Genomic DNA, 20,872 nt, shown 5'->3' with positions numbered 1-20,872 from the left:
GTAGACACCGCGCACAGCACGGTCCGGGACTTTCGTCCCGGACCGTGACGTATCTCGCAGGTGGGTGCAGGTCGCCCGAAAGCCCCATGCGGGGCGGGGGTTACGCCGCCACCGGCTGCTTCCGCCCCGCCGCCGTGGCGGCCGCGCCGTTCTCCGCGCCGGAGGCGGCGGCCCCGGTGACCGGCTTGCGCAGGCCCTTGAGGACGACGACCAGGGCCGCCGTGACGCACACACCGGCCGCGATGGCGACCAGGTAGAGGAACGGGTTGCCGATCAGCGGGACCACGAAGACGCCGCCGTGCGGGGCGCGCAGGGTCGCGCCGAACGCCATCGACAGGGCACCGGTGATCGCGCCGCCCACCATCGCGGAGGGGATCACGCGCAGCGGGTCGGCCGCGGCGAACGGGATCGCGCCCTCGGAGATGAAGGAGGCGCCCAGGACCCAGGCGGCCTTGCCGTTCTCTCGTTCCGTCCGGGTGAACAGCTTGCCCCGGACGGTCGTGGCCAGGGCCATCGCCAGCGGCGGGACCATGCCGGCCGCCATGACCGCGGCCATGACCTTCATCGCGGAGTCGCTCGGGTCGGCGACGGCGATACCGGCGGTGGCGAAGGCGTAGGCGACCTTGTTGACCGGACCGCCGAGGTCGAAGCACATCATCAGGCCGAGCAGGGCGCCGAGGAGGACGGCGTTGGTGCCGGTGAGGCCGTTCAGCCAGTCGGTCATGCCCTTCTGCGCCTCGGCGATGGGCTTGCCGATGACCACGAACATCAGGAATCCGACGACCGCCGAGGAGATCAGCGGGATCACCACCACGGGCATGATGCCGCGCAGCGCCGCCGGGATCCGGACCTTCTGGATCGCCATCACCACGCCACCGGCGATCAGGCCGGCCGCCAGACCGCCGAGGAAGCCCGCGTTGACGGTCAGCGAGATCGCGCCGCCGACGAAGCCCGGTACCAGACCGGGCCGGTCCGCCATGCCGTAGGCGATGTAGCCGGCCAGGACCGGAACGAGGAAGCCGAAGGCGACACCGCCGATCTGGAAGAGCAGGGCGCCCCAGCTGTCCGCCTGGGTCCAGACGAAGTGGTCCATGACCGACGGCGCCTTGTTGATCTCGTAGCCGCCGATCGCGAAGCCGAGGGCGATCAGGAGACCGCCAGCGGCGACGAACGGGACCATGTAGCTCACGCCGGACATCAGCCACTTGCGGAGCTTGGTGCCGTAGCCCTCGGTGGAGTCACCGGCGCGTTCGACCGGCGTGCCGGGGGCGGACCCGGAGGTGACCTCGCCGCGCTCCGCCTTGCCGCGCACCTCGGTGATCAGCTCGGCGGGCCGGTTGATGCCCGCCTTCACACCGACGTCCACGGTGGGCTTGCCCGCGAAGCGGTCCTTGTCGCGCACGGGGACGTCGTGGGCGAAGATCACGCCGTCCGCGGCGGCGATGACGGCCGGGTCGAGGCGGGTGAAACCGGCCGAGCCCTGCGTCTCGACGACCAGCTCGACGCCCGCCGCACGTCCGGCGTTCTCCAGGGACTCGGCCGCCATGTAGGTGTGGGCGATACCGGTCGGGCAGGAGGTGACCGCGACGATGCGGAAGGGAACGGCGTCCGGGGTGGACGCGGCGGGCACGGACGCGGCGGGGACCGGTGCGGACGGGGCGGGGGCGGCCGGGGCGCCGGTGGGTGCCGTGTCAGCCGCTGTGGCGTCGGCGGAGGCCGCCGCCGACGCCACAGCGGTGTCCTCGGGGGCGCTCGCGCCCTCCGCGGCTGCCCGGGCCGGCTCCTCCCCGCGGATGAGTGCCGCCGCGGCCGCCGTGTCCCCCACCGACCGCAGCGCGGAGGTGAAGTCGGCGTTCATCAGCTGACGGGCCAGCGACGACAGGATCGTCAGGTGGGCGTCGTCGGCTCCCGCGGGAGCGGCGATCAGGAAGATCAGGTCGGCCGGGCCGTCCGGGGCGCCGAAGTCGATGCCGGCGGCGCTGCGTCCGAAGGCGAGCGTCGGCTCGGTGACGTGGGCGCTGCGGCAGTGCGGGATGCCGATGCCGCCGTCGAGGCCGGTGGGCATCTGGGCCTCACGGGCGGCCACGTCGGTGAGGAAGCCCTCCAGGTCGGTCACCCGGCCCTGGGCCACCATGCGCTCGGCGAGGGACCGCGCCGCTGCTTCCTTGGTGTCGGCGGACAGGTCGAGGTCGACCAGTTCCGCGGTGATCATCTCGCTCATCGCGGGCTCCTTCGCTCGCGTATCGCCCGGGGGGTGTGCTGGGCGCAAAGGGGGACGGGGGTGCGGTGGGGGGAGGTGAGGCGTAGGGGGACGGGGCCGGGGAAGCCCCGCCTCCGCAGGACGGCAGGCCGGTCGGGGCCCTGCGCGCCCGGGTCGGCGGAGCGGCTCAGGACGCCCCGCCGCCCGTGCCGGGCGGCGGGTAAGGGGGAACCCCGCCTCGCCGCGACCGCTGTCCGGGCCGGTGTGGGCGCCGGTGCGGACGGGACCGGTGGTGTGACCGCCTGGCACGGCCCCGGGTGGAGGGCCGTGGCGGGCGCGGAGCGGACGGCCGTGGCAGGCCTCGCTCGAAGAGCCACGACGGGTACCGGGCAGAGGCCCGTGCCGGATGCCGGGTCGGGGGTCATGACACGGGCTCCTTCAGTTCGCGGTCCACCGGTACGTCCGAGGTGACCGTCACCGCCGCCGGGTCCAGGTCGGCCGGGGTCGGCATCACGCTGCCGGGCAGCTGGACGGCGGCCGCGCCGTGCGCGACGGCGGAGGCGAGCGCCTGCGGGCCGCTGCCGCCGGCGATGAGGAATCCGGCGAGGGAGGAGTCACCCGCTCCCACATTGCTGCGGACGGCGTCGACGCGCGCGGTGGCGAACCAGGTGCCCGTGTCCTCCACGAGCAGTTGCCCGTCGGCGCCCAGGCTCGCGAGCACGGCGCGTGCGCCCATCTCGCGCAGTTCCTCCGCCGCCTTCACCGCGTCGCCCACGGTCGCCAGGGGGCGTCCGACGGCCTCGGCGAGCTCCTCGGCGTTCGGCTTCACCACGTCGGGCCGCTCGCGCAGCGCCTCCAGCAGCGCGCGCCCCGAGGTGTCCAGCGCGATCCGCGCACCCCCGGCGTGCGCTCGCGCGACCACCTCGGCGTACCAGGAGGGCGCGAGCCCGCGGGGCAGGCTGCCGCAGCAGGCGATCCAGTCGGCGTCGCGGGACTGTCCGCGCACGGTCTCCAGGAGGAGTTCCTGCTCCGCCGGGGAGAGTTCCGGCCCCGGAGCGTTGATCTTCGTCAGCACGCCGTCGGACTCCGCGAGCGCGATGTTCGAGCGGGTGGCCCCGGCGACCGGGACCGGCGCGACCTCGATGCCCTGCGCGTCGAGCAGGTCGGCGACGAGCGCGCCCGGCGCACCGCCCAGGGGCAGGACGGCGACCGTGCGCCGTCCGGCGGCGGCGACGGCACGGGAGACGTTCACGCCCTTGCCGCCGGGATCCATCCGCTCACCGGTGGCGCGGATCACCTCGCCGCGGTCGAGGGAGGGGACCTCGTAGGTGCGGTCGAGGGACGGGTTCGGGGTGACGGTGAGGATCATGCGCGTACTACTTCCGTGCCGCCGCGCTCGATGGCGGCCGCGTCGTCGGGGCTGAGCCCGCTGTCGGTGATCAGCAGGTCCACGTCGCCCAGGCCGCCGAAGCGGGCGAAGTGCTCCTGCCCGTGCTTGGAGGAGTCGGCGAGCAGCACGACCCGGCGGGCCGCGGCCATCGCCGCCCGCTTCACCGCCGCCTCGGCGAGGTCGGGGGTGGTGAGCCCGTGCTCGGCGGAGAACCCGTTCGCGGCGACGAACAGGACGTCGGCGCGGATCTCGCCGTACGCGCGCAGTGCCCAGGCGTCCACGGCGGCGCGCGTACGGTGCCGTACGCGCCCCCCGATCAGATGGAGCTGCATGCCGGGGTGGTCGGCGAGGCGGGCCGCGATCGGCAGGGAGTGCGTGACCACCGTGAGGGAGGCCTCCAGAGGGAGGGCGGCGGCCAGGCGGGCGACCGTCGTACCGGCGTCGAGGACCATCGTGCCCTCGGCCGGGAGTTCGGTCAGGGCGGCCTTGGCGATGCGGTCCTTCTCGTCGGCGGAGGTGGACTCGCGTTCGGCGAGGTCCGGCTCGAAGTCGAGGCGTCCGACCGGTATGGCACCGCCGTGCACGCGGCGGACGAGCCCGGCGCGGTCGAGGGCCTTCAGATCGCGGCGGATGGTCTCCGCCGTGACCTGGAACTCCTCGGCCAGCGACAGGACGTCCACCCGGCCGCCGTCACGGGCGAGCCGCAGGATCTCCTGCTGCCGCTCCGGTGCGTACATGTCCGTTCGCCTCCGACCGCTCCCGGGTCCATGCCCGAATTTGTGGTTTCGCCTGGAGGCTACGCCCGGATTTCGGGAAAGTAAACAGGTTCGGATGTCATTCGGGCATGAACGGACTTCCGGTCGCCGCCCGATCACGCCCGCGGGGGGCACCCGCGTGCGCCCGCCCGCACCCGGACACGAGTGAAGGGCCCGGCACCCTCGCGGGTGACAGGCCCTTCGCGGCCGGTCGATCTCCTCCCGGCCGGTCTCAGCGCCGTCCCGGCCGGTTCGGCGCCGTCCCTCAGTACACGAGTTCCGGCTCCTTCCCCGTCACCGGCAGCTCCGTCTCCCCCGCGCCCTCCACGTGCTGGGCGGGCCGCCTCGGCAGGGCGAACATCAGCAGGAAGATCACGCCCATCACGGCGGCCACCCAGCCCAGCGCGTACCGGAAGGCGGCCACGAACTCCGGGCCGATGTCGGCGGGGGTCAGCCGGTCGCCGATCCGGCCGAAGAAGACCACGGACACCAGGCCGAGGCCGAGTGCGTTGCCCATCTGCTGCACGGTGTTGATCAGCCCGGACGCCGACCCGGCGTGCTCGCGCGGCACTTCGGACAGCACCGCGTCGGTCAGCGGGGCGACGATCAGCCCCATGCCGGCGCCCATCACCGTGAGCGGGAGGATCATCTGCCACGGGGCGATGCCGAGGCCGTAGCGCCCGGACTCCCACAGGTAGAGCAGCACGCCCGCGCCCATGGTCAGCGCGCCCGCCTGGAGCACCTTGCGGCCGAAGCGGGGGACCAGCTTCTGCACGGAGAGACCGGCGGCCGTCGAGACCGCGAGGGAGAACGGGACGCCCGTCAGACCGGCGCGCAGTTCGCTCCAGCCGAGGCCGATCTGGAGGTACAGCGTCCAGACCAGGAAGAAGATGCCGAGGCTGATGCCGAAGACGGTCTGCACGGCGATGCCGGCGGCGAAGCTCTTGACCCGGAAGAGGGACAGCTCGATCAGCGGCGAGCCGTCCCGCGCGCCCTTGCGCCGCTCGTACGCCACCAGCGCGCCGAAGACGACGAACGCGCCGGCCATCGACAGGTACCCCCACAGCGGCCAGCCCAGCTCACGGCCGCGGGTCAGCGGGTAGAGCAGCATCAGCAGACCGAGCGTCACCAGCGCGACGCCGACCAGGTCGAGCTTGAGCGCCTTCGGCGCCCGCGACTCGGTGATGAAGCGGCCGCCCAGGACCAGGGCCGCGATGCCGACCGGCAGGTTGATGAGGAAGATCGGCCGCCACTCCAGCCCGAACAGGTTCCACTCCGTCAGCAGCGCGCCCAGCAGCGGTCCGGAGACCGCGCCCAGGCCGACGATCGCACCGAAGAGCCCGAAGACCTTGCCGCGCTCGTGCGCCGGGAAGGTGGCGTGCACGATCGACAGCACCTGCGGGACCATCAGCGCCGCCATGCCGCCCTGGAGGAGCCGGGAGGCGACGAGCATCTCGGGGTTCGCGGCGAAGCCGCACAGGGCGGAGGCGAGGGTGAAGCCGCCGATGCCGAGGAGGAACACCCGCTTGCGGCCGTGGATGTCGCCCAGGCGGCCGCCGGTGATGAGGCCGGCGGCGAAGGCGAGCGCGTAACCGGCGGTGATCCACTGGATCTGGCTGTCGGAGGCGCCCGCGTCGCGCCGCATCGACGGGATGGCGATGTTGACGATCGTGACGTCGACGAGGTCCATGAAGGCCGCGGTCATCACGATCGCCAGAGCGAACCACCGGCGGCGGTCGGCCACGTCCCCGGCCGCCCGGATGTCGGCCCCTGCGGGGTGCTCGGCCGGGCCGGAACCGGCGGAGAGCTTGGTCTCGTTGGAGGTCATGCGGGGACACTAGGAGGCCAGTAGGTCAGGACATGTCCTACTGGTGCGGCATCCTCGACGCATGACGACGGACACCCCGGCTCGGCTGCTGCAACTCCTCTCCCTGCTCCAGACGCCCCGCGAGTGGCCCGGCGGCGAACTCGCCGACCGGCTCCGGGTGTCCCGCCGCACGGTCCGACGGGACATCGACCGGCTGCGGGAACTGGGCTACCCCGTCCAGGCGACCAAGGGCTCCGACGGCGGATACCGGCTGGTCGCGGGCAAGGCGATGCCCCCGCTCGTCCTCGACGACGAGGAGGCGGTGGCGATCGCGGTCGGCCTGCGGGCGGGTGCCGGGCACGCGCTGGAGGGCGTGGACGAGGCGTCCGTACGGGCCCTGGCGAAACTGGAACAGGTGCTGCCGGCCCGGCTGCGCCACCGGGTCTCCACCCTCCAGGCCGCGACCACCCCACTGACCAGCGGGGACGGTGCCAGCATCGCGCCCGAGACGCTGACCGTCATCGCCTCTGCGGTGGCCGGACACGAGCGGCTGCGGTTCGCCTACCGCGCGAAGGACGGCACCGGGTCGCGCCGCCTGACCGAGCCGCACCGCCTGGTCTCGACGGGCCGCCGCTGGTACCTCGTCGCCTACGACCTCGAACGCGACGACTGGCGCACCTTCCGCGTCGACCGGGTGGGCGAGCCCTTCGCCACCGGCACCCGGTTCGCCCCGCGCGAGGTACCGCAGGGGGACGCGGCGGAGTACCTGCGCCGGTCGATCCAACGCCACCAGGAGACGTACGCGTTCGAGGTCACCTTCCAGGCCCCGGCGGAGGCCGTCGCCGCACAGCTCCCGGCCTGGTTCGAACGCCCGGAGCCGACCCCCGGAGGTTGCCGCCTGCGGTCCGTCACCGGCGACCCCGTGGAATGGCTGGCGGTCCGCCTGGCCGTGCTGGGCCACGAGTTCACGGTCCATTCCCCGAGTGAACTGGTGCAGTGCGTGCACGAGTTGGGGGGACGGCTGGCGCGAGCGGGGGCGGGTGCCGGAGCACAGGCGGCAACGGGGACAGGAACGGAAGCGGAAGCGGCGGCGGGGCGAGGAGCGGAGGCGGCCGTGGCGGCAGGGGGCGCCCGTGGGGCCGCGGAACCCGGCGCGGCTGCGGAACCCGGTGGGAACGGTTAGCCGGAGGCGCCGGCGCCGCTCCCCCACTCCATCCCCCGCACCGCTTCCAGGTTCCGCAGGGCCAGTTCCGCCGGGCCCTGCGGACCGCTCGGGGGGCTGTCGGTCGCAGACCAGCTCTCCACGGCGACACGGACCGCGGCACACGCGACCGCCGCGACGAAGCGCCGGCGAGGGGTGGGTTCGGCCCGTCCACTGGGCTCGGCCGACCCGGCGGACGTGACGGGCGCGGCGGTCTCCGCACGCTCGGCAACGTTGTCGGGCCCGGCCCCGCCCCCGGCTCCCCGCCCTCGGAGCACCTCCTCCAGAGCACCTTCCGAGGCATGGCAGACCTCGGCCCAGACCTTGCCCAGGGCGGGGCTGGTCGAGGCGAGGCGGATGAGGGTGCGGACCCACTCCCAGGACTCCGCCGACACGCCGACGCCGGGCGTGAGGGTCTGCCGTACCGCGTGTTCCAGGGCCTCGGGCGGGGACAGCCGGGGCGGGGCCTCGCGCACCGCTTCCACCCAGCGCTGGGCTCCGGCCGCGTACAGCGGGGCGACCGCCTCTTCCTTAGTGGCGAAGTACCGGTAGAACGTGCGCGGCGCGACACCGGCCGCCTGGGCGATGTCCTCGGCGCGGGTGGCCCTGAGGCCGCGCCCGGCGAAGAGGCGGGCGGCCGCTCGGGCGATCTCCATCCTGGTCGCCGCTTTGCGCCGCTCGGTGAGCGAAGCCGGGGCCGACGGGGTGGCGGAGGAGGGAGGCGGTACGGGGGTGGAGCTTGTCACATCGGCAGGCTATGCCCATGTGGCACAATCTGCCATCCAGGCGGGTCACCCCGGAGTTCAGGTACGGGGTGCCCCGCCCTTCAGCATGCCGGTACGCCGCACGGCCGCGCCCCGAGTGGCCGCGTCGCTCCCGCGGCGGCTCCCCCTTCCCCTGTGCGGCCGCAATCCGACGCCCGGCCCGGACGCCTGGGCTTCCGCCCGCCCCCGGCCCCGGGACCCTGCCAAAAGGAGTCGGGCTCCGGCGCCGGGGGGGAGGCGCCGAAGCCCGACTCGGGAGAGTCCCGGCGCCGGGGGGGTGTGCGTCGGGACGTGGCTGGACGTGGCTCGGTGGGTGTCTCTCATGTCACCCATGTCGTTCATGAGAGGTCACCGGACACGGAGAACGAGGGGTTGCGCAAACGCCGTAGGGCTGCGGGGTCCGGTGGGTCGGTTCGCACTTCTGCGCCCGAACTCCCGCGCCCAGAAGTCTTTTTCCCCCGGGGTCACCGGTTGAAAGCGACCTTCTGCGCCATGTTTGCGCGTACTTCCGCCACCCGCGTACGCCCGTGGCGAGTCGTGCACCCGTCGGTGGCGCGTTCCGCACCCGCCGGGGACTCCGGCCCGGGACGAACCCCGCCCCGGACGCGAACCCCCGCAGGCGCGGCGCCCGTCTACGCCGCCGCCTCGAACCCGGTGTCCCGGGCCAGCTTCTTCAGTTCCAGCAGCGCGTGCTTCTCGATCTGACGGATCCGCTCGCGCGTCAGACCGTGCTCCTTGCCGACCTCGGTCAGCGTGCGCTCGCGGCCGTCCTCGATGCCGTACCGCATCTTGATGATGGAGGCCGTGCGCGGGTCGAGGCGGCCGATGAGGCCGTCCAGTTCCTCGCTGCGCAGCAGCGTGAGGACGGACTGCTCCGGCGAGACCGCCGAGGTGTCCTCGAGCAGGTCGCCGAACTGGGTCTCGCCCTGGTCGTCGACCGCCATGTTCAACGAGACGGGGTCGCGCGCCCAGTCGAGCACGTCGGTGACGCGCTCCGGCGTGGAACCCAGCTCGGTGGCGATCTCCAGGGGCTCCGGGTCGCGGCCGTGCTCGCGGTTGAACTCCCGCTGCACGCGGCGGATACGGCCCAGCTCCTCCACCAGGTGGACGGGCAGCCGGATCGTGCGCGACTGGTCCGCTATGGACCGCGTGATGGCCTGGCGGATCCACCACGTGGCGTATGTGGAGAACTTGAAGCCCTTGCGGTAGTCGAACTTCTCGACCGCGCGGACCAGGCCGGCGTTGCCTTCCTGGACCAGGTCCAGCAGGGGCAGGCCGCTGCGCGGGTAACGGCGGGCGACCGCGACGACCAGTCGGAGGTTGGAACGGATGAAGACGTCCTTGGCGCGCTCTCCCTCGGCGACGAGCGCCTCGAGCTCCTCACGGGAGGCGTCCGCCTGGGACTCCTCGTATCCGTCGAGGACCTGCCGCGCGAACACACCCGCCTCGATGATCTGCGACAGCTCGACTTCCTTGGCGGCGTCGAGCAGAGGCGTGCGCGCGATCTCGTCGAGGTACATGCCGACCAGATCGCGGTCGGCGATCTCTCCGCCGTGGACGCGAGCGCTGCTTGCCGCGCCGGTCTCGCCGGAGGCGGACTGACGACGGGCGACGGCACGGGTTGCCATGCGTGCTCCCTTGCGATGGTGGGGTCAGCGGGTGGTCCGTGGACACCGGGGCACCGACTCGGGTCCTCCCGGGACTTTCTCGGGACTCTCCTCGGGTGCCCTGCATCCGGTGGATACAACGACTGGAATCAGGACAGAATTCCCCACCCGTCCCCCGATTTTTCTGATCATGCAGTACCCTGTCCGGCCCCAGAAGGAGGACACATGCGGCCGGAACGTACAGAGGTGCAGGTCAGGCCGGGGGTGGAGAGGGATCTCGAAGCCCTCACCGACCTCTACAACCACTATGTACGTGAGACGCCGATCACATTCGATACCGCGATTTTCACTCCGGAGGAGCGCCGCCCTTGGCTGCTCTCCCACCCTGAAGACGGCCCGTACCGGCTGATGGTTGCCACGGACCCGCACTCACAGGAAATTCTGGGGTACGCCACCTCCAGCCCCTTCCGCGCGAAGCCCGCCTACGCGACCTCCGTCGAGGTGACGGTCTACCTGCGCCCGGACGCGGGCGGCCGCGGCGTCGGCACGCTGCTGTACGAGGCGCTCTTCGAGGCCCTGTCCGGCGAGGACCTGCACCGGGCGTACGCGGGCGTCGCCCAGCCCAACGAAGCGTCCGTGCGGCTGCACGAACGCTTCGGTTTCCGGCACGTGGGCACCTACCGCGAGGTGGGCCGCAAGTTCGGCCGCTACTGGGACGTCGCCTGGTACGAGAAGCACCTGTAGCCGACCGGCGGGCGGGTCGGCCGGCGGGCGGGCGGGCGGCGGGCGGGTCAGCCGAACTGCATCGACCGCTTCGCCAGCCCCAGCCAGAACCCGTCGATCACCGACTTCTGCGCGTCCAGTTCGCCGAAGACCTCCGCGGCGCCCATGGTGACGAACAGCGGGGCGAAGTGCTCGGTGCGCGGGTGGGCGTACCGGCCCGCCGGGGCCTTGTGCAGGAAGTCCAGCAGGGCGTCCCAGTCACGGGTCTCCAGGGCGCGCCGCCCCCAGTCGTCGAACTCGGAGGACCAGGTGGGCACACCCCCGCCGGTGTGCCGCAGCGCGGCCAGGTTGTGGGTGAAGAACCCGGAGCCGACGATGAGGACCCCCTCGTCGCGCAGGGGCGCGAGCCTGCGGCCGATCTCCATGAGCTTCACGGGGTCGAGGGTCGGCATGGAGATCTGGAGGACCGGGATGTCGGCGGCCGGGAACATCTCGACGAGCGGGACGTATGCGCCGTGGTCGAGGCCCCGGTCGGGGATGTCCTGCACGGGGATGCCGGGGGCGCGCAGCAGCTTGCGCACGCTCTCGGCGAGCGCCGGCGCGCCCGGGGCGTCGTAGCGCACCCGGTAGTAGTGCTCGGGGAAGCCCCAGAAGTCGTAGACCAGGGGGACCGGATCGACGGCGCCGAGAGCGAGGGGGGCCTCCTCCCAGTGGGCGGAGACCATGAGGATCGCCTTGGGGCGGGGCAGGTCGGCGGACCAGGCGGCGAGCTGACCGGGCCAGACGGGGTCGTCCGCGAGGGGCGGGGCGCCGTGGCTGAGGTACAGGGCTGGCATGCGCTCCTGCGGAACGGCACGTTCCTGGATGGCGGCGGACATGGCTGCGACTCCCTCGGCGGCTCGACGTGTTCGGACGGGCCCACATTTACTTGAACTCTAAATTTCCCGTTCATACGTAACTGTAGACCCCACTTGTTTAATTTTCAAGGATGAGGCCCGTACAGTGGAGCGCATGACGAAGGCAGCCGCACCCGCTCCCGAGCCGCAGTGGCTCACCGCGGAGGAGCAGCGCATCTGGCGCTCGTACCTCCACGCCACCACCCTCCTCGAGGACCACATGGACCGGCAGCTGCAACGCGACGCCGGAATGCCGCACGTCTACTACGGCCTCCTCGTCAAGCTCGCCGAGTCCCCCCACCGGCGGCTGCGGATGACCGAACTCGCGAGGGACGCCAAGATCACCCGCTCCCGCCTCTCGCACGCCGTCGCGCGCCTGGAGAAGAACGGCTGGGTACGGCGCGAGGACTGCCCCTCCGACAAGCGCGGCCAGTTCGCGGTGCTGACCGACGAGGGCCTGGACGTCCTCAGGAGCGCGGCGCCGGGCCACGTGGCCGCCGTACGCAACGCGCTCTTCGACCGGCTGACCCCGGAACAGCAGAAGTCCCTCGGCGAGATCATGCAGATCGTCGCCGAGGGACTCCAGCCGAACGAAGCGGGTGCCGACCTGCCCTGGCTGCGCTGACCGCCACAGCCGGGGCGGTACGTCAGTACGTCAGATCAGTGGGCGACCACCGGGACCGGGACGGCCTCCTCGGCGCCCTCGCCGGCGCCCGTGACCGCGCTCATGTCCGGCTTGCCGGCGTTGACGAAGGTCAGGGCGATCGTGGCGGCGACGACCAGGATGCCGACTGCGAACCAGATCGCGCTGGTGTAGCCGTTCACCAGGCCCTCCAGCTGCACCAGCTCCTGCTGGGAGCGGGTGCCCGCGTTGCCGATGTGGTCGGCGATGTACGAGGTCGTGGCCGAGGCGGCGATCGTGTTCAGCAGCGCCGTACCGATCGCGCCGCCCACCTGCTGCGAGGTGTTGACCATCGCGGAGGCGACACCGGCGTCCCGCGGCTCGACACCCTGGGTGGCCAGGGACATGGCCGGCATGAACGCCGTACCCATGCCGAGGCCGAGCAGCAGCATCGCCGGCAGCAGCAGGGCCGCGTACGAGGAGCCGATCTCCAGCTGGGTCAGCAGCAGCATGCCGAGCGCGGCGACCAGGAAGCCGGGGCCCATCAGCAGCCGGGGCGCGACCCGGGTCATCAGCCGGGTGCCGATCTGGGTCGAGCCCGTGATCATGCCCACGATCATCGGGAGGAAGGCGAAACCGGTCTTGACCGGCGTGTAGCCCTTCACGATCTGGAGGTAGTAGGTCAGGAAGAGGAACAGGCCGAACATCGCGATGATCGCGAGACCCAGCGAGAGGTAGATGCCGCCGCGGTTGCGGTCGGTGATCACGCGCAGCGGCAGCAGCGGGGACGCGACCCGCGCCTCGACGGCCACGAAGGTCGCCAGCAGCACCGCGGACGCGACGAACATGCCTATCGTCAGGGCGTCGCTCCAGCCCTCGGACTCGGCGCGGGTGAAGCCGTAGACCAGGGCCACCAGGCCGAGGGTCGACAGGATGACGCCCGGGATGTCGAGCGGGGAGCGGTTGCGGCCGCCCTCGGGCTCACGGATGACGAAGTAGGCACCGGCCGCGGCGACGACCGCGAACGGGATGTTCACGAAGAACGTCCAGCGCCAGTCCAGGTACTCGGTGAGGAAACCGCCGAGGATGAGGCCGACCGCGCCGCCACCGCCCGCGATGGCGCCGTAGATGCCGAACGCCTTGGCGCGCTCCCTGGCGTCCGTGAACATCACGGCGAGCAGGGAGAGCGCGGCGGGCGCGAGCAGCGCGCCGAAGGCGCCCTGGAGCGCGCGGGAGCCGAACAGCATCGCCTCGTTGGTGGCCGCGCCACCGAGTGCCGAGGCCGCGGCGAAGCCCACCAGGCCGAGGACGAAGGTGCGCTTGCGGCCCCAGAGGTCGGCGATACGGCCACCGAAGAGGAGGAGCCCGCCGAAGGCGAGGGCGTAGGCCGTGACGACCCACTGGCGGTTGCCGTCGGAGATGCCGAGGTCCTGCTGGGCGGAGGGCAGGGCGATGTTCACGATGGTCGCGTCGAGGACGACCATCAGCTGGGCGAGCGCGATGAACACGAGCGCTCTCCAGCGGGCCGGGTCCGCGTGGCGGAGGCCCGGAGCCGTGGTGGCTGTGTCAGACATGGAGGTACCCACTTCGGAACTTCGTGACGGAAAAGTCATGACTTGGTCAAAGAAAACGGGCGGAGCAGAAGAGCGGCTCGTCGACGGCGACGGCTGCGGGAAGGATCGGTCGACCGACGGCGCCGATCAGTCGGTCGGCGACCGGGCCGGTGGTCGTTCTCGGTGGCTCTGGTTGGTTTCCGGTGGCTTGCAGTGGCTTGCGGTAACTCGCGGTGGCTTGCGGTGACTCAGGCCTGGCGCAGGTCCTCCATGGTCACGGCCGTACCCGGCAGGACCGACCGGGCCGGGGCCCGCAGTCCGTCCAGGAACACCTGGAGATGGCGGTGGAGAAAGCGGTCGGCGTTGAGGCAGGCGGTGCCCGCCGGAGGCCGACTGAGCTGGGCCACGGCGACCATCAGGTCACCGAAGCCGACGTCGTCGCGGAGCTGACCGGCCTGCCGGGCACGCTCCATGACCTCCTCGACGAGCTGCTCGACCCTCATGCGGGCGGCCAGGAGGTCCGGGTGGTTCTCGTCGAACGTGCTGGCGATCATCGGGCACAGCGCGCTGACGCGTTCGTCGGCGGCCACGTGCACGAAGCGCTCCAGCGCACCGAAGGCGTCGCCCGTCTCGGCGAGCGCCTGGGCGGCCGCCTGGGCGGTGCGGTCCATGACGGAGCAGACGACCTCGCGGACGAGCGCCTGCCGGTCGGGGAAGTTGCGGTACACCGTGGCGTTGCCGACACCGGCCCGGCGGGCGATGTCGTCGAGCGGCACCTCGGGGCCGAGTTCGACGAACAGCTCGCGGGCGGCGGTGACGATCCGCTCCCGATTGCGCAGGGCGTCGGCGCGCGGCCGGGTCACCTTGCGCTGCGCGGGGGCGGTGGCGGTCTGCACGGCGTACTCCTCAGGTCGATGACGTGACGGGCGATGCTTGCTGGTGCTGCCGCCGGCGCTGGTGCCGCGCCGGCGCTGGTGCCGCTGTCGCACGATCCGGGGAAGTGCTCCCCGTTTCGGTCGGACACATGGCTAAACGGGGAGACGGTCCCCGGTTATTTCCCGGACGCCGATTCTTTTCACGTGACCTGGGTCACAGGCTCTCCCACCTCGCGTCTACCCCTCGGTAACCCACGATCGGCCGCTCCAGCGCGCGCCGCCGACCACTCCCGACGAGGGTGATCGAAAGGATGCAGCCGGTGATCGGCGGCTGCCTGGCGTGAAGGGTTCCCGCATGCAGCCGCAGCCTGAGCGACCCGGGGCGGGCCGTCGCGCCACGCCTCGGAAGCCGCTCCGCCGACGCATACGCCGGCGGCGCACGGCCGGCCTCGCCTGTGTGACCGCGCTGACCTTCGCGGTCAGCACCTCGGCAGGCACCGGTCACCTCGCGCCGCGCCCCAGCCCGGCCGGCGCCGGTCCGATCGCGCCGGTCCGCACCCCCGCCCTCGCCCCCTGTCTGATCACCGCCGGGTCCGCCGTCCAGATGTCCGAGGGCGTCCCCACGACCGGTGGCTACGCCCGCACCACGGGCACCGTCCGCGCCCTGACCCTCATGATCGACTTCTCGGACGCGCCCGGCCGCGGCAAGGCGAAGGACCGGTTCCACGAATTCTTCCCCCAGACCCAGGAGTGGTTCCGCACCGCGTCCTACGGCCGCCTCGACTACCGTGCCGAGACCCCCGTACCCGACTGGCTGCGCATGCCCAAACCGTTCCGGTCGTACGGCATAGAGCGCGGCGCGCCCTTCGATCCCGGCTACCGCGAGCTGGTCCAGGACATCGTGGCCGCCGCCGACCCGACCGTCGACTTCCGGGCGTACGACCTCCTCAACGTGCTGGTCACCCCGAACGCGGGCCCCTCCGCGCTGGACACCGTCCTGTCGGTGACGTTCGCCGGCAACCACGAGGCCCCGGTCGCCGACGGCGTCCCCGTCGCGAACGCGTCCTTCGTCTACTCGCGCCAGGACGACGGCTCCGGCTCCTACGACCGCACCGGCTACCGCGTCCTGCCGCACGAGAACGGCCACGTCTTCGGCCTGCCCGACCTCTACACCCAGGAGGGCGGCGGCGCGGTCGGCCACTGGGACATCATGAGCGAGGACTGGGGCGCCAACAACGACTTCCTGGGCTGGCACAAATGGAAGCTGGGCTGGCTGGACGCCGACCAGGTCGGCTGCGCGTCCGCCCCCGGCACCGGCGAGTACGCGCTCACCCCCCTCTCCGAACGGGGCGGTCCCAAACTGGTCTTCGTCCCGCTCAACAGCCGCGCCGGGTACGCCGTCGAACTGCGCACCCGCGGCGGCAACGACGAGGCGGTGTGCCGCCCCGGCGTCCTCGTCTACAGGGTCGACGCGAACGTCGACACCGGCATGGGCCCGGTCACGGTCCACGACTCCCAGCGCGACAGCGGCGGCTGCACCCGCAGCCCGAACGTCCACGCCGAACTGTCCGACGCGCCGCTCGTGCCGGGCGAGACGTTCAAGGACACGGAGAGAGGGGTGCGCATCTCCGTGGTGGCGGCGGACCTGGAGGGGACGTACCGGGTGCGGATCACCCGCAAGTAGCCGGCCGGCCGCGGGGCGCGCGACGGGCCCTCGCCTGCTGCAGGGCATGTGACCGGCCTTCGCCGACCGCCGGGCGTGCCGGTGGAGGCCGGTGTCCCGGACACCGGGGTGGCGGGGGCGCGGCTACCGTAGGCGACCTGCCCCAACCCGCTGCGCCCTGCCGCGATCTGCTGCGACCGCCGTACCCGCCACCGCCGTACCCGTGACCGCCGTACCGGAGAGACGATGCCCGCCAGGACGACAGCCCCGACCGCCACCGCCCCGGACAGCAGCCGGGTACCGGAGGAGGCGGTCACCCCGTTGATCCGCGGGGTCGCCGTCCTGGAGGCGCTGACCGCGGCGGGCGGCACGATGAGCCCGAGCGCCCTGGAACGCGCCACCGGCCTGGCCCGTTCCACGGTCGACCGGATCGTGGCGACGCTGGCCCGTATGGAGTACGTCCGCCTGGACGGCCGGGACGCGGTCCTGACCCCGCGGGTGATGGAACTCGGCAACGCCTACTTGGCCGCACTGCGCCTGCCCGCCCTCCTCGGATCGCGAGCCGACGCCCTCGCCGACGAACTCGACGAGTCCGTGTCGCTCGCGGTCGCCGACCGCGACGGCATCCGCTTCATCCACCAGGCGACCCGTCGCCGCGCGATGTCCCTCAGTTTCCGCATCGGCGACCTGCTCCCGGCCGAACGCACCGCCCCCGGCCCGCTGTTCGCGACCGAATGGACCGAAGCGGACTGGACCCGCTGGCGCACCCGCCGGTCGACGGACCCCCGGGACCACACCTTCCCCGCCGTCCCTCCGGCCCCGGCCCCGCCCACGCGTCCGGAGGAGGACGACAAGGACTTCGTACGCCGGACCGAGCGGGCGGCCGCGGACGGCTGGTGCCTGGACGACCAGTTGATCGAACCCGGCCTGGTGGCGGTCTCCGCGCCCGTACGGGACCCCCGTACGGGACGCCTCGCCTGCGTCGCCAACGTCGTCAGCCACACCAGCCGGCACACGGCGGCCGGCCTGCGCGACACCCTCCTCCCCCGGCTCCGCAGGGCCGTTACGGCGATGGAGGAGGACCTGCGCGGGGCCCCGTCCACCGAACCGGGGCCGCCGCCCGCGGGCCTGGCCACCTGGACGAGCGCGTCGAAGCAGGAACTGGGCCGCGAGTTCATCGAATCCCTGGCCCGCGGCCTGACCGTGCTCACGGCGTTCGGGGAGGGCCGGGCGGCCCTGACCCTGACAGAGGTGGCCAAGGCCACGGGCCTGGCCAGGGCGACGGCCCGCAGAGCCCTGATCACCTACGAACACCTGAACCTGGTGACCCACGACGCCGCCGACCGCACCTTCGCCCTCTCCCCCCGAGTCCTCTCCCTCGGCTTCCCCCCGCTCGCGGGGACCCCCCTCCCCCGCCTCGCGGAACCCCACCTGCGGACCCTGACCGACCGCATCCAGGAAACGACCTGCCTCGCGGCCCTCACCGAAACGGGCGACGAGATCCAGTACACGGCCCGGGTGACCGCCCGCCACGTCATGCGCGTCGACATCCGCGTCGGTACGCGGATCCCGGCCACGACCGACACGGCGGTGGGCCGCGTCCTCCTGGCGAATCAGGACCACGCCCTGGCCGACGAGGAGTTGGAGGAAGGCGTCCGCACCCTCGCCGTCCCCCTCCACGACCGCACCGGCCACACGGTCGCCGCCCTCACCACCTCCACCCACACCGCCCGCCGCACGCCCCAGGACTGCCTCGACACCCTCCTCCCCGCCCTGACCACCACAGCCGCCCACCTCGAGACCGACCTCCACACGGCCTCCCGCTTCACCCCCGTCCCCCTGACCTGACCCCCACACCCCCAACCGATTCCGGTACGCTGACGCCTGGACTCACACGCACGGGTCCACGCCTTCGTAGCTCAGGGGATAGAGCACCGCTCTCCTAAAGCGGGTGTCGCAGGTTCGAATCCTGCCGGGGGCACAGGAAGAAGGGCCAGCTCAGGAGGGTTTTCCTCCCAGGCTGGCCCTTCGGCGTTTCAGGGACCGTGCCACACGCGTGCCACTACGTGGAGAAGTCCTGATCCGGATGGGTCAGGGCGTTCGGTACGAAGAGGCTCAGCCGAAAGGTGGCCGGTTGCGTCTGGCGCCCACAGAGCCTGTCGACTCGCACCGCCGTCCAGTCGATCTGCGTGTCCGACGCTCGGAGACGGCGGACATGAGCGTGCCATCCCGCCTCATCCTGGGTTTCGAAAAGCACCTCCCAGCGGCCCGCGTCAGGCGCGAAGCGAGCAGCAGCCCGCCGAACCTCGTTCTGCTGCTGACGCCTTCTTTTGCGCTGCCCTGGCATCGATTCAGCATCGCCAACTTCGGCCATGACAGCAAGGCCATTACCTGTCCCCGAGACCGGAGGCCCCTCCCCCACCCTCTCGGATCATGGCCCCAAGCCGGTCGGCGATGGCCCGGTCCCGGTCGCTTGTCATGTGCTGGTAGATCAGTGCGGCCCGGGAGCTGCTGTGCCCCATGCGCGTCATCAGCTCCCGCGTGCTGGCACCGGCCGTCGAACGCTCTCTCCCACGGCCGGGCGACGAGGCCGGACAGGATGACCGGAGCGCCCATCACCAGGCCCTCACCGATGCCCGCCTCCGGAACGGTCACCCTGATCATGTCCGAGCCGCCCTGCGCGATGAACACCAGCTCCAGCACCATGAGCCGCTGGTTGGTCACCGGGTCCACGGCGACCTCACCGGTCCGACGGTCCTTCACCTTCACCTCGGGCAGCTTCGTGACGAGCAGCGTCGCGGTCGAGACGTCCACGGGGATGACACGCATTTTCTGAACCTCACTGGTTGGCGGCGCCGGTTGGCCGGCACCGCTCCGACTGGATACCCCCCCTAGACGGCAGAGGAGTGACCCGCCCCAACCGTCTAGAGGAGTTGACGGCAGTGGTAGACCGACGACCCGTCAACCGTCCAGGGGGTATATGTGCGAGTCGCGGAGAGCGCGTCCGCGCCACCGAGCCGAACCACGACAGTTGCCGTAAAGGCAGGCTTGCTGCCACCAGGATCGCGGCGCGAACCCCGTTGCATGCTGCTGTGAGCGGGTGCCCGCAGACAGGTACCGGCAGAGGGCACATCGGCGTTTGACCTCAACCAAAGTTGAGCTTCTAGGTTGGTTCCAGAGCCACAGGAGCAGACCGGCGGTGCCTTTCAAGGAGGTTCGTCATGGCCGAGAGCACAGCTCACATCGAGATCCCCGACCGTTACCGCTATGCCGTGATCCCGCACATCATGGTTGATGACGCCGCCGCCGCGATCGATTTCTACCAGCGGGCGTTCGGCGCTCGTGAGGAGTTCAGGATCGATGCTCCGGGCGGCGGGATTCTGCACGCCGAGATCACCATCGGACGGTCGGTGCTGATGCTGGGCGACGCCAGCGTGGACGAGGCCGAGGCCGGCTCCTTCGCCGCGCCCGCCTCGCTCGGTGGAGGCACGTCCGTCACGCTGCATGTCTTCGTGCCGGACGTCGACAGCTTGGCGAAGCGCGCAGAGGCTGCCGGCGCCGAGATCCTCCAGCCGCCGACAGACATGTTCCACGGCGACCGCACCGTCATCCTCAAGGATCCTTCGGGCCACATGTGGGTGTTTCTGACCCACATGGAAGACGTCTCGGACGAGGAGCTTCGGCGTCGGCTGGCTGCCGCCGGGTGACCGCTCGCAGTCGTGCACCGTGACCAGATGGACCGAACCTGGTGACAGCAACCGTGCTTCCCGCGCTGTCGGCGACATGCCGTGAGCCGACCTGGTGGCAACAAGTGTGCTTGTCGACTCGAAGACGCAGATGAGCGTCTACTCATGCTGTCAACCACCGTGCTCGACTCAGCTGCGGCAGCACCCAGTGCAGGGCGGTGGCGTCATCGTGCGCTTTGCCCCGCGGCCAGCGCCGCCCGTCGGGGTCACCGGCCTCGACTTCCCGCACGCGACGGATCAACTCGGACGGCCCCGCCGAGTCCAGGACGGCCACGGTCTCTTGCCACGTGGTGAGTTCGAAGCGGTCGACGAGCCGCGTCGCCCCGTCGCTCAGCAGCGTCACGGAGGACAGGTAGTCCAGCTCTGCTGTCCCCGTGAGGGCGTGTTCGGCCGCGCGAGGATCAGGCCCGGCGATCCAGAAGCCGTCCGGCCGGTCACGCAGGCCGGTCAGCGCGTCGCGGTACTCGGCCAGGGCGGCGGCATGCTCGGGCGAGCCGGCGGGAAGTGCGTCGACCGGTCCGCGCAGCCGCCTGCCGACGTCGTCCAGGCGCCGGTCGGTAACGACAGTCGTCCCGTTGCCCCTCTCCGCGAGGAGGAGGGAGGAGTCACCGAGGACGAGGTATTCCAGGGCATCCGCGCCGGTCCGGACGGCGACGACCGTGCTGGTCGGGCTGGCCCGATGGACCAGGTCGCAGACGTCCTCGTGCAGCGACCTGACGGCACCGATCGCGTCGGCCAGACATGCGGCCAGCGGCCGGGCGGGATGCGCGGTGATGGTGCTCAGCAGCAGCCCGCCCAACGTCGCGGAGAACCAGGCGACACCATGCGTACACCCGGTTTCCGCGGCGACGCCGGCGCCGCGACGGCGCCTCCGGCACCACCCGCTGGAACAGCTCCCACAACTCGTCCGGCACCAGCCGCTCGACAATCCCCACCACGGCCAACAGCCCACCGACCCAAATGAGATGACGTCTAAGACCGTGTCCTATGTGGTGAGGCGTCGTTGGTTTCGGTATGGGTCGGGGTACGTGGAGTTGGATTGTGCCGGATGGGCTGTGGGAGATCGCGAA

General features: G+C 71.8%; 15 protein-coding genes, 1 tRNA gene and 4 pseudogenes. 7 read left to right on the top strand and 13 right to left on the bottom strand.

Going from position 1 to position 20,872, the window contains the following annotated elements; translation table 11 throughout:
* Window positions 1–100 precede the first annotated feature (100 nt).
* The 4 genes from AB0N31_RS06585 to AB0N31_RS06570 form a co-directional block, all read right to left on the bottom strand.
* Window positions 101–2,221, bottom strand: a complete 2,121-nt coding sequence (locus tag AB0N31_RS06585; protein ID WP_366057247.1) for a fructose-specific PTS transporter subunit EIIC — start codon at window positions 2,219–2,221, stop codon at window positions 101–103.
* A gap of 400 nt (window positions 2,222–2,621) precedes the next feature.
* The gene (gene pfkB / locus AB0N31_RS06580; protein ID WP_366057246.1) at window positions 2,622–3,569 is read right to left on the bottom strand and encodes a 1-phosphofructokinase; all 948 of its coding nucleotides are present in this window, start codon (window positions 3,567–3,569) and stop codon (window positions 2,622–2,624) included.
* Window positions 3,566–4,327 carry a DeoR/GlpR family DNA-binding transcription regulator gene (locus AB0N31_RS06575; protein WP_366057245.1) on the bottom strand — a complete coding sequence of 254 codons (762 nt, stop codon included), beginning with the start codon at window positions 4,325–4,327 and terminating at the stop codon, window positions 3,566–3,568. The genes pfkB and AB0N31_RS06575 overlap by 4 nt, the downstream gene beginning before the upstream one ends.
* 283 nt (window positions 4,328–4,610) lie before the next feature.
* Window positions 4,611–6,173, bottom strand: coding sequence for an MFS transporter (locus AB0N31_RS06570; RefSeq protein WP_366057244.1), 1,563 nt, complete (start codon window positions 6,171–6,173; stop codon window positions 4,611–4,613).
* Between the two features lie 61 nt (window positions 6,174–6,234).
* Here AB0N31_RS06570 and AB0N31_RS06565 point away from each other — a divergent pair, with 61 nt between their 5' ends.
* Window positions 6,235–7,335: a YafY family protein gene (locus AB0N31_RS06565; protein ID WP_366057243.1), complete on the top strand. Its 1,101-nt coding sequence runs from the start codon at window positions 6,235–6,237 to the stop codon at window positions 7,333–7,335.
* On the opposite strand, the gene AB0N31_RS06560 is transcribed toward AB0N31_RS06565, so the two are convergent.
* Window positions 7,332–8,009 (bottom strand): TetR family transcriptional regulator, encoded by a 678-nt coding sequence (locus AB0N31_RS06560; RefSeq protein ID WP_366057436.1) that lies wholly within the window; start codon window positions 8,007–8,009, stop codon window positions 7,332–7,334. The two genes, AB0N31_RS06565 and AB0N31_RS06560, sit on opposite strands and share 4 nt — an antisense overlap.
* Window positions 8,010–8,749: 740 nt before the next feature.
* Window positions 8,750–9,745 (bottom strand): sigma-70 family RNA polymerase sigma factor, encoded by a 996-nt coding sequence (locus tag AB0N31_RS06555; RefSeq protein ID WP_366057242.1) that lies wholly within the window; start codon window positions 9,743–9,745, stop codon window positions 8,750–8,752.
* 204 nt (window positions 9,746–9,949) lie between these two features.
* Here AB0N31_RS06555 and AB0N31_RS06550 point away from each other — a divergent pair, with 204 nt between their 5' ends.
* Entirely contained in the window at window positions 9,950–10,468 is a 519-nt protein-coding gene (locus tag AB0N31_RS06550; protein ID WP_366057241.1) for an N-acetyltransferase family protein, read from the top strand.
* 47 nt (window positions 10,469–10,515) lie between these two features.
* Here AB0N31_RS06550 and AB0N31_RS06545 read toward each other — a convergent pair whose 3' ends face one another.
* The gene (locus tag AB0N31_RS06545; protein ID WP_366057240.1) at window positions 10,516–11,325 is read right to left on the bottom strand and encodes a class III extradiol ring-cleavage dioxygenase; all 810 of its coding nucleotides are present in this window, start codon (window positions 11,323–11,325) and stop codon (window positions 10,516–10,518) included.
* 133 nt (window positions 11,326–11,458) lie between these two features.
* On the opposite strand from AB0N31_RS06545, the gene AB0N31_RS06540 reads away from it, so the two are divergent.
* Window positions 11,459–11,968, top strand: a complete 510-nt coding sequence (locus AB0N31_RS06540) for a MarR family transcriptional regulator (protein WP_366057239.1) — start codon at window positions 11,459–11,461, stop codon at window positions 11,966–11,968.
* Window positions 11,969–12,003: 35 nt separating this feature from the next.
* On the opposite strand, the gene AB0N31_RS06535 is transcribed toward AB0N31_RS06540, so the two are convergent.
* Window positions 12,004–13,539, bottom strand: coding sequence for an MFS transporter (locus AB0N31_RS06535; protein WP_366057238.1), 1,536 nt, complete (start codon window positions 13,537–13,539; stop codon window positions 12,004–12,006).
* A 227-nt stretch (window positions 13,540–13,766) separates the two neighbouring features.
* Window positions 13,767–14,414 carry a helix-turn-helix domain-containing protein gene (locus tag AB0N31_RS06530; RefSeq protein ID WP_366057237.1) on the bottom strand — a complete coding sequence of 216 codons (648 nt, stop codon included), beginning with the start codon at window positions 14,412–14,414 and terminating at the stop codon, window positions 13,767–13,769.
* Between the two features lie 334 nt (window positions 14,415–14,748).
* On the opposite strand from AB0N31_RS06530, the gene AB0N31_RS06525 reads away from it, so the two are divergent.
* From AB0N31_RS06525 to AB0N31_RS06515, 3 genes are all read left to right on the top strand, one after another.
* Entirely contained in the window at window positions 14,749–16,077 is a 1,329-nt protein-coding gene (locus AB0N31_RS06525) for a M6 family metalloprotease domain-containing protein (RefSeq protein WP_366057236.1), read from the top strand.
* A 225-nt stretch (window positions 16,078–16,302) separates the two neighbouring features.
* Window positions 16,303–17,904, top strand: a complete 1,602-nt coding sequence (locus tag AB0N31_RS06520) for a helix-turn-helix domain-containing protein (protein ID WP_366057235.1) — start codon at window positions 16,303–16,305, stop codon at window positions 17,902–17,904.
* 60 nt (window positions 17,905–17,964) lie between these two features.
* Window positions 17,965–18,037, top strand: a tRNA-Arg gene (locus tag AB0N31_RS06515).
* Between the two features lie 406 nt (window positions 18,038–18,443).
* On the opposite strand, the pseudogene AB0N31_RS06510 reads toward AB0N31_RS06515, so the two are convergent.
* Both AB0N31_RS06510 and AB0N31_RS06505 read right to left on the bottom strand, forming a co-directional pair.
* A pseudogene (locus AB0N31_RS06510) lies at window positions 18,444–18,617 on the bottom strand (site-specific integrase); the annotation flags it as partial.
* Window positions 18,618–18,624: 7 nt separating this feature from the next.
* Window positions 18,625–18,885 (bottom strand): annotated as a pseudogene (locus AB0N31_RS06505) (hypothetical protein); the annotation flags it as partial.
* A 392-nt stretch (window positions 18,886–19,277) separates the two neighbouring features.
* Between AB0N31_RS06505 and AB0N31_RS06500 the strand changes: the two are divergent.
* Window positions 19,278–19,763, top strand: coding sequence for a VOC family protein (locus tag AB0N31_RS06500; RefSeq protein WP_366057234.1), 486 nt, complete (start codon window positions 19,278–19,280; stop codon window positions 19,761–19,763).
* 142 nt (window positions 19,764–19,905) lie between these two features.
* Here AB0N31_RS06500 and AB0N31_RS06495 read toward each other — a convergent pair.
* Both AB0N31_RS06495 and AB0N31_RS06490 read right to left on the bottom strand, forming a co-directional pair.
* A pseudogene (locus tag AB0N31_RS06495) lies at window positions 19,906–20,661 on the bottom strand (integrase); the annotation flags it as partial.
* Window positions 20,636–20,740 (bottom strand): annotated as a pseudogene (locus AB0N31_RS06490) (IS5/IS1182 family transposase); the annotation flags it as partial. The pseudogenes AB0N31_RS06490 and AB0N31_RS06495, both read right to left, overlap by 26 nt.
* Window positions 20,741–20,872 lie beyond the last annotated feature (132 nt).

Source organism: Streptomyces sp. NPDC051051 (assembly GCF_040682975.1).
Lineage (GTDB): Bacteria > Actinomycetota > Actinomycetes > Streptomycetales > Streptomycetaceae > Streptomyces.
This window is presented reverse-complemented; position numbering and strand designations above follow the sequence as displayed.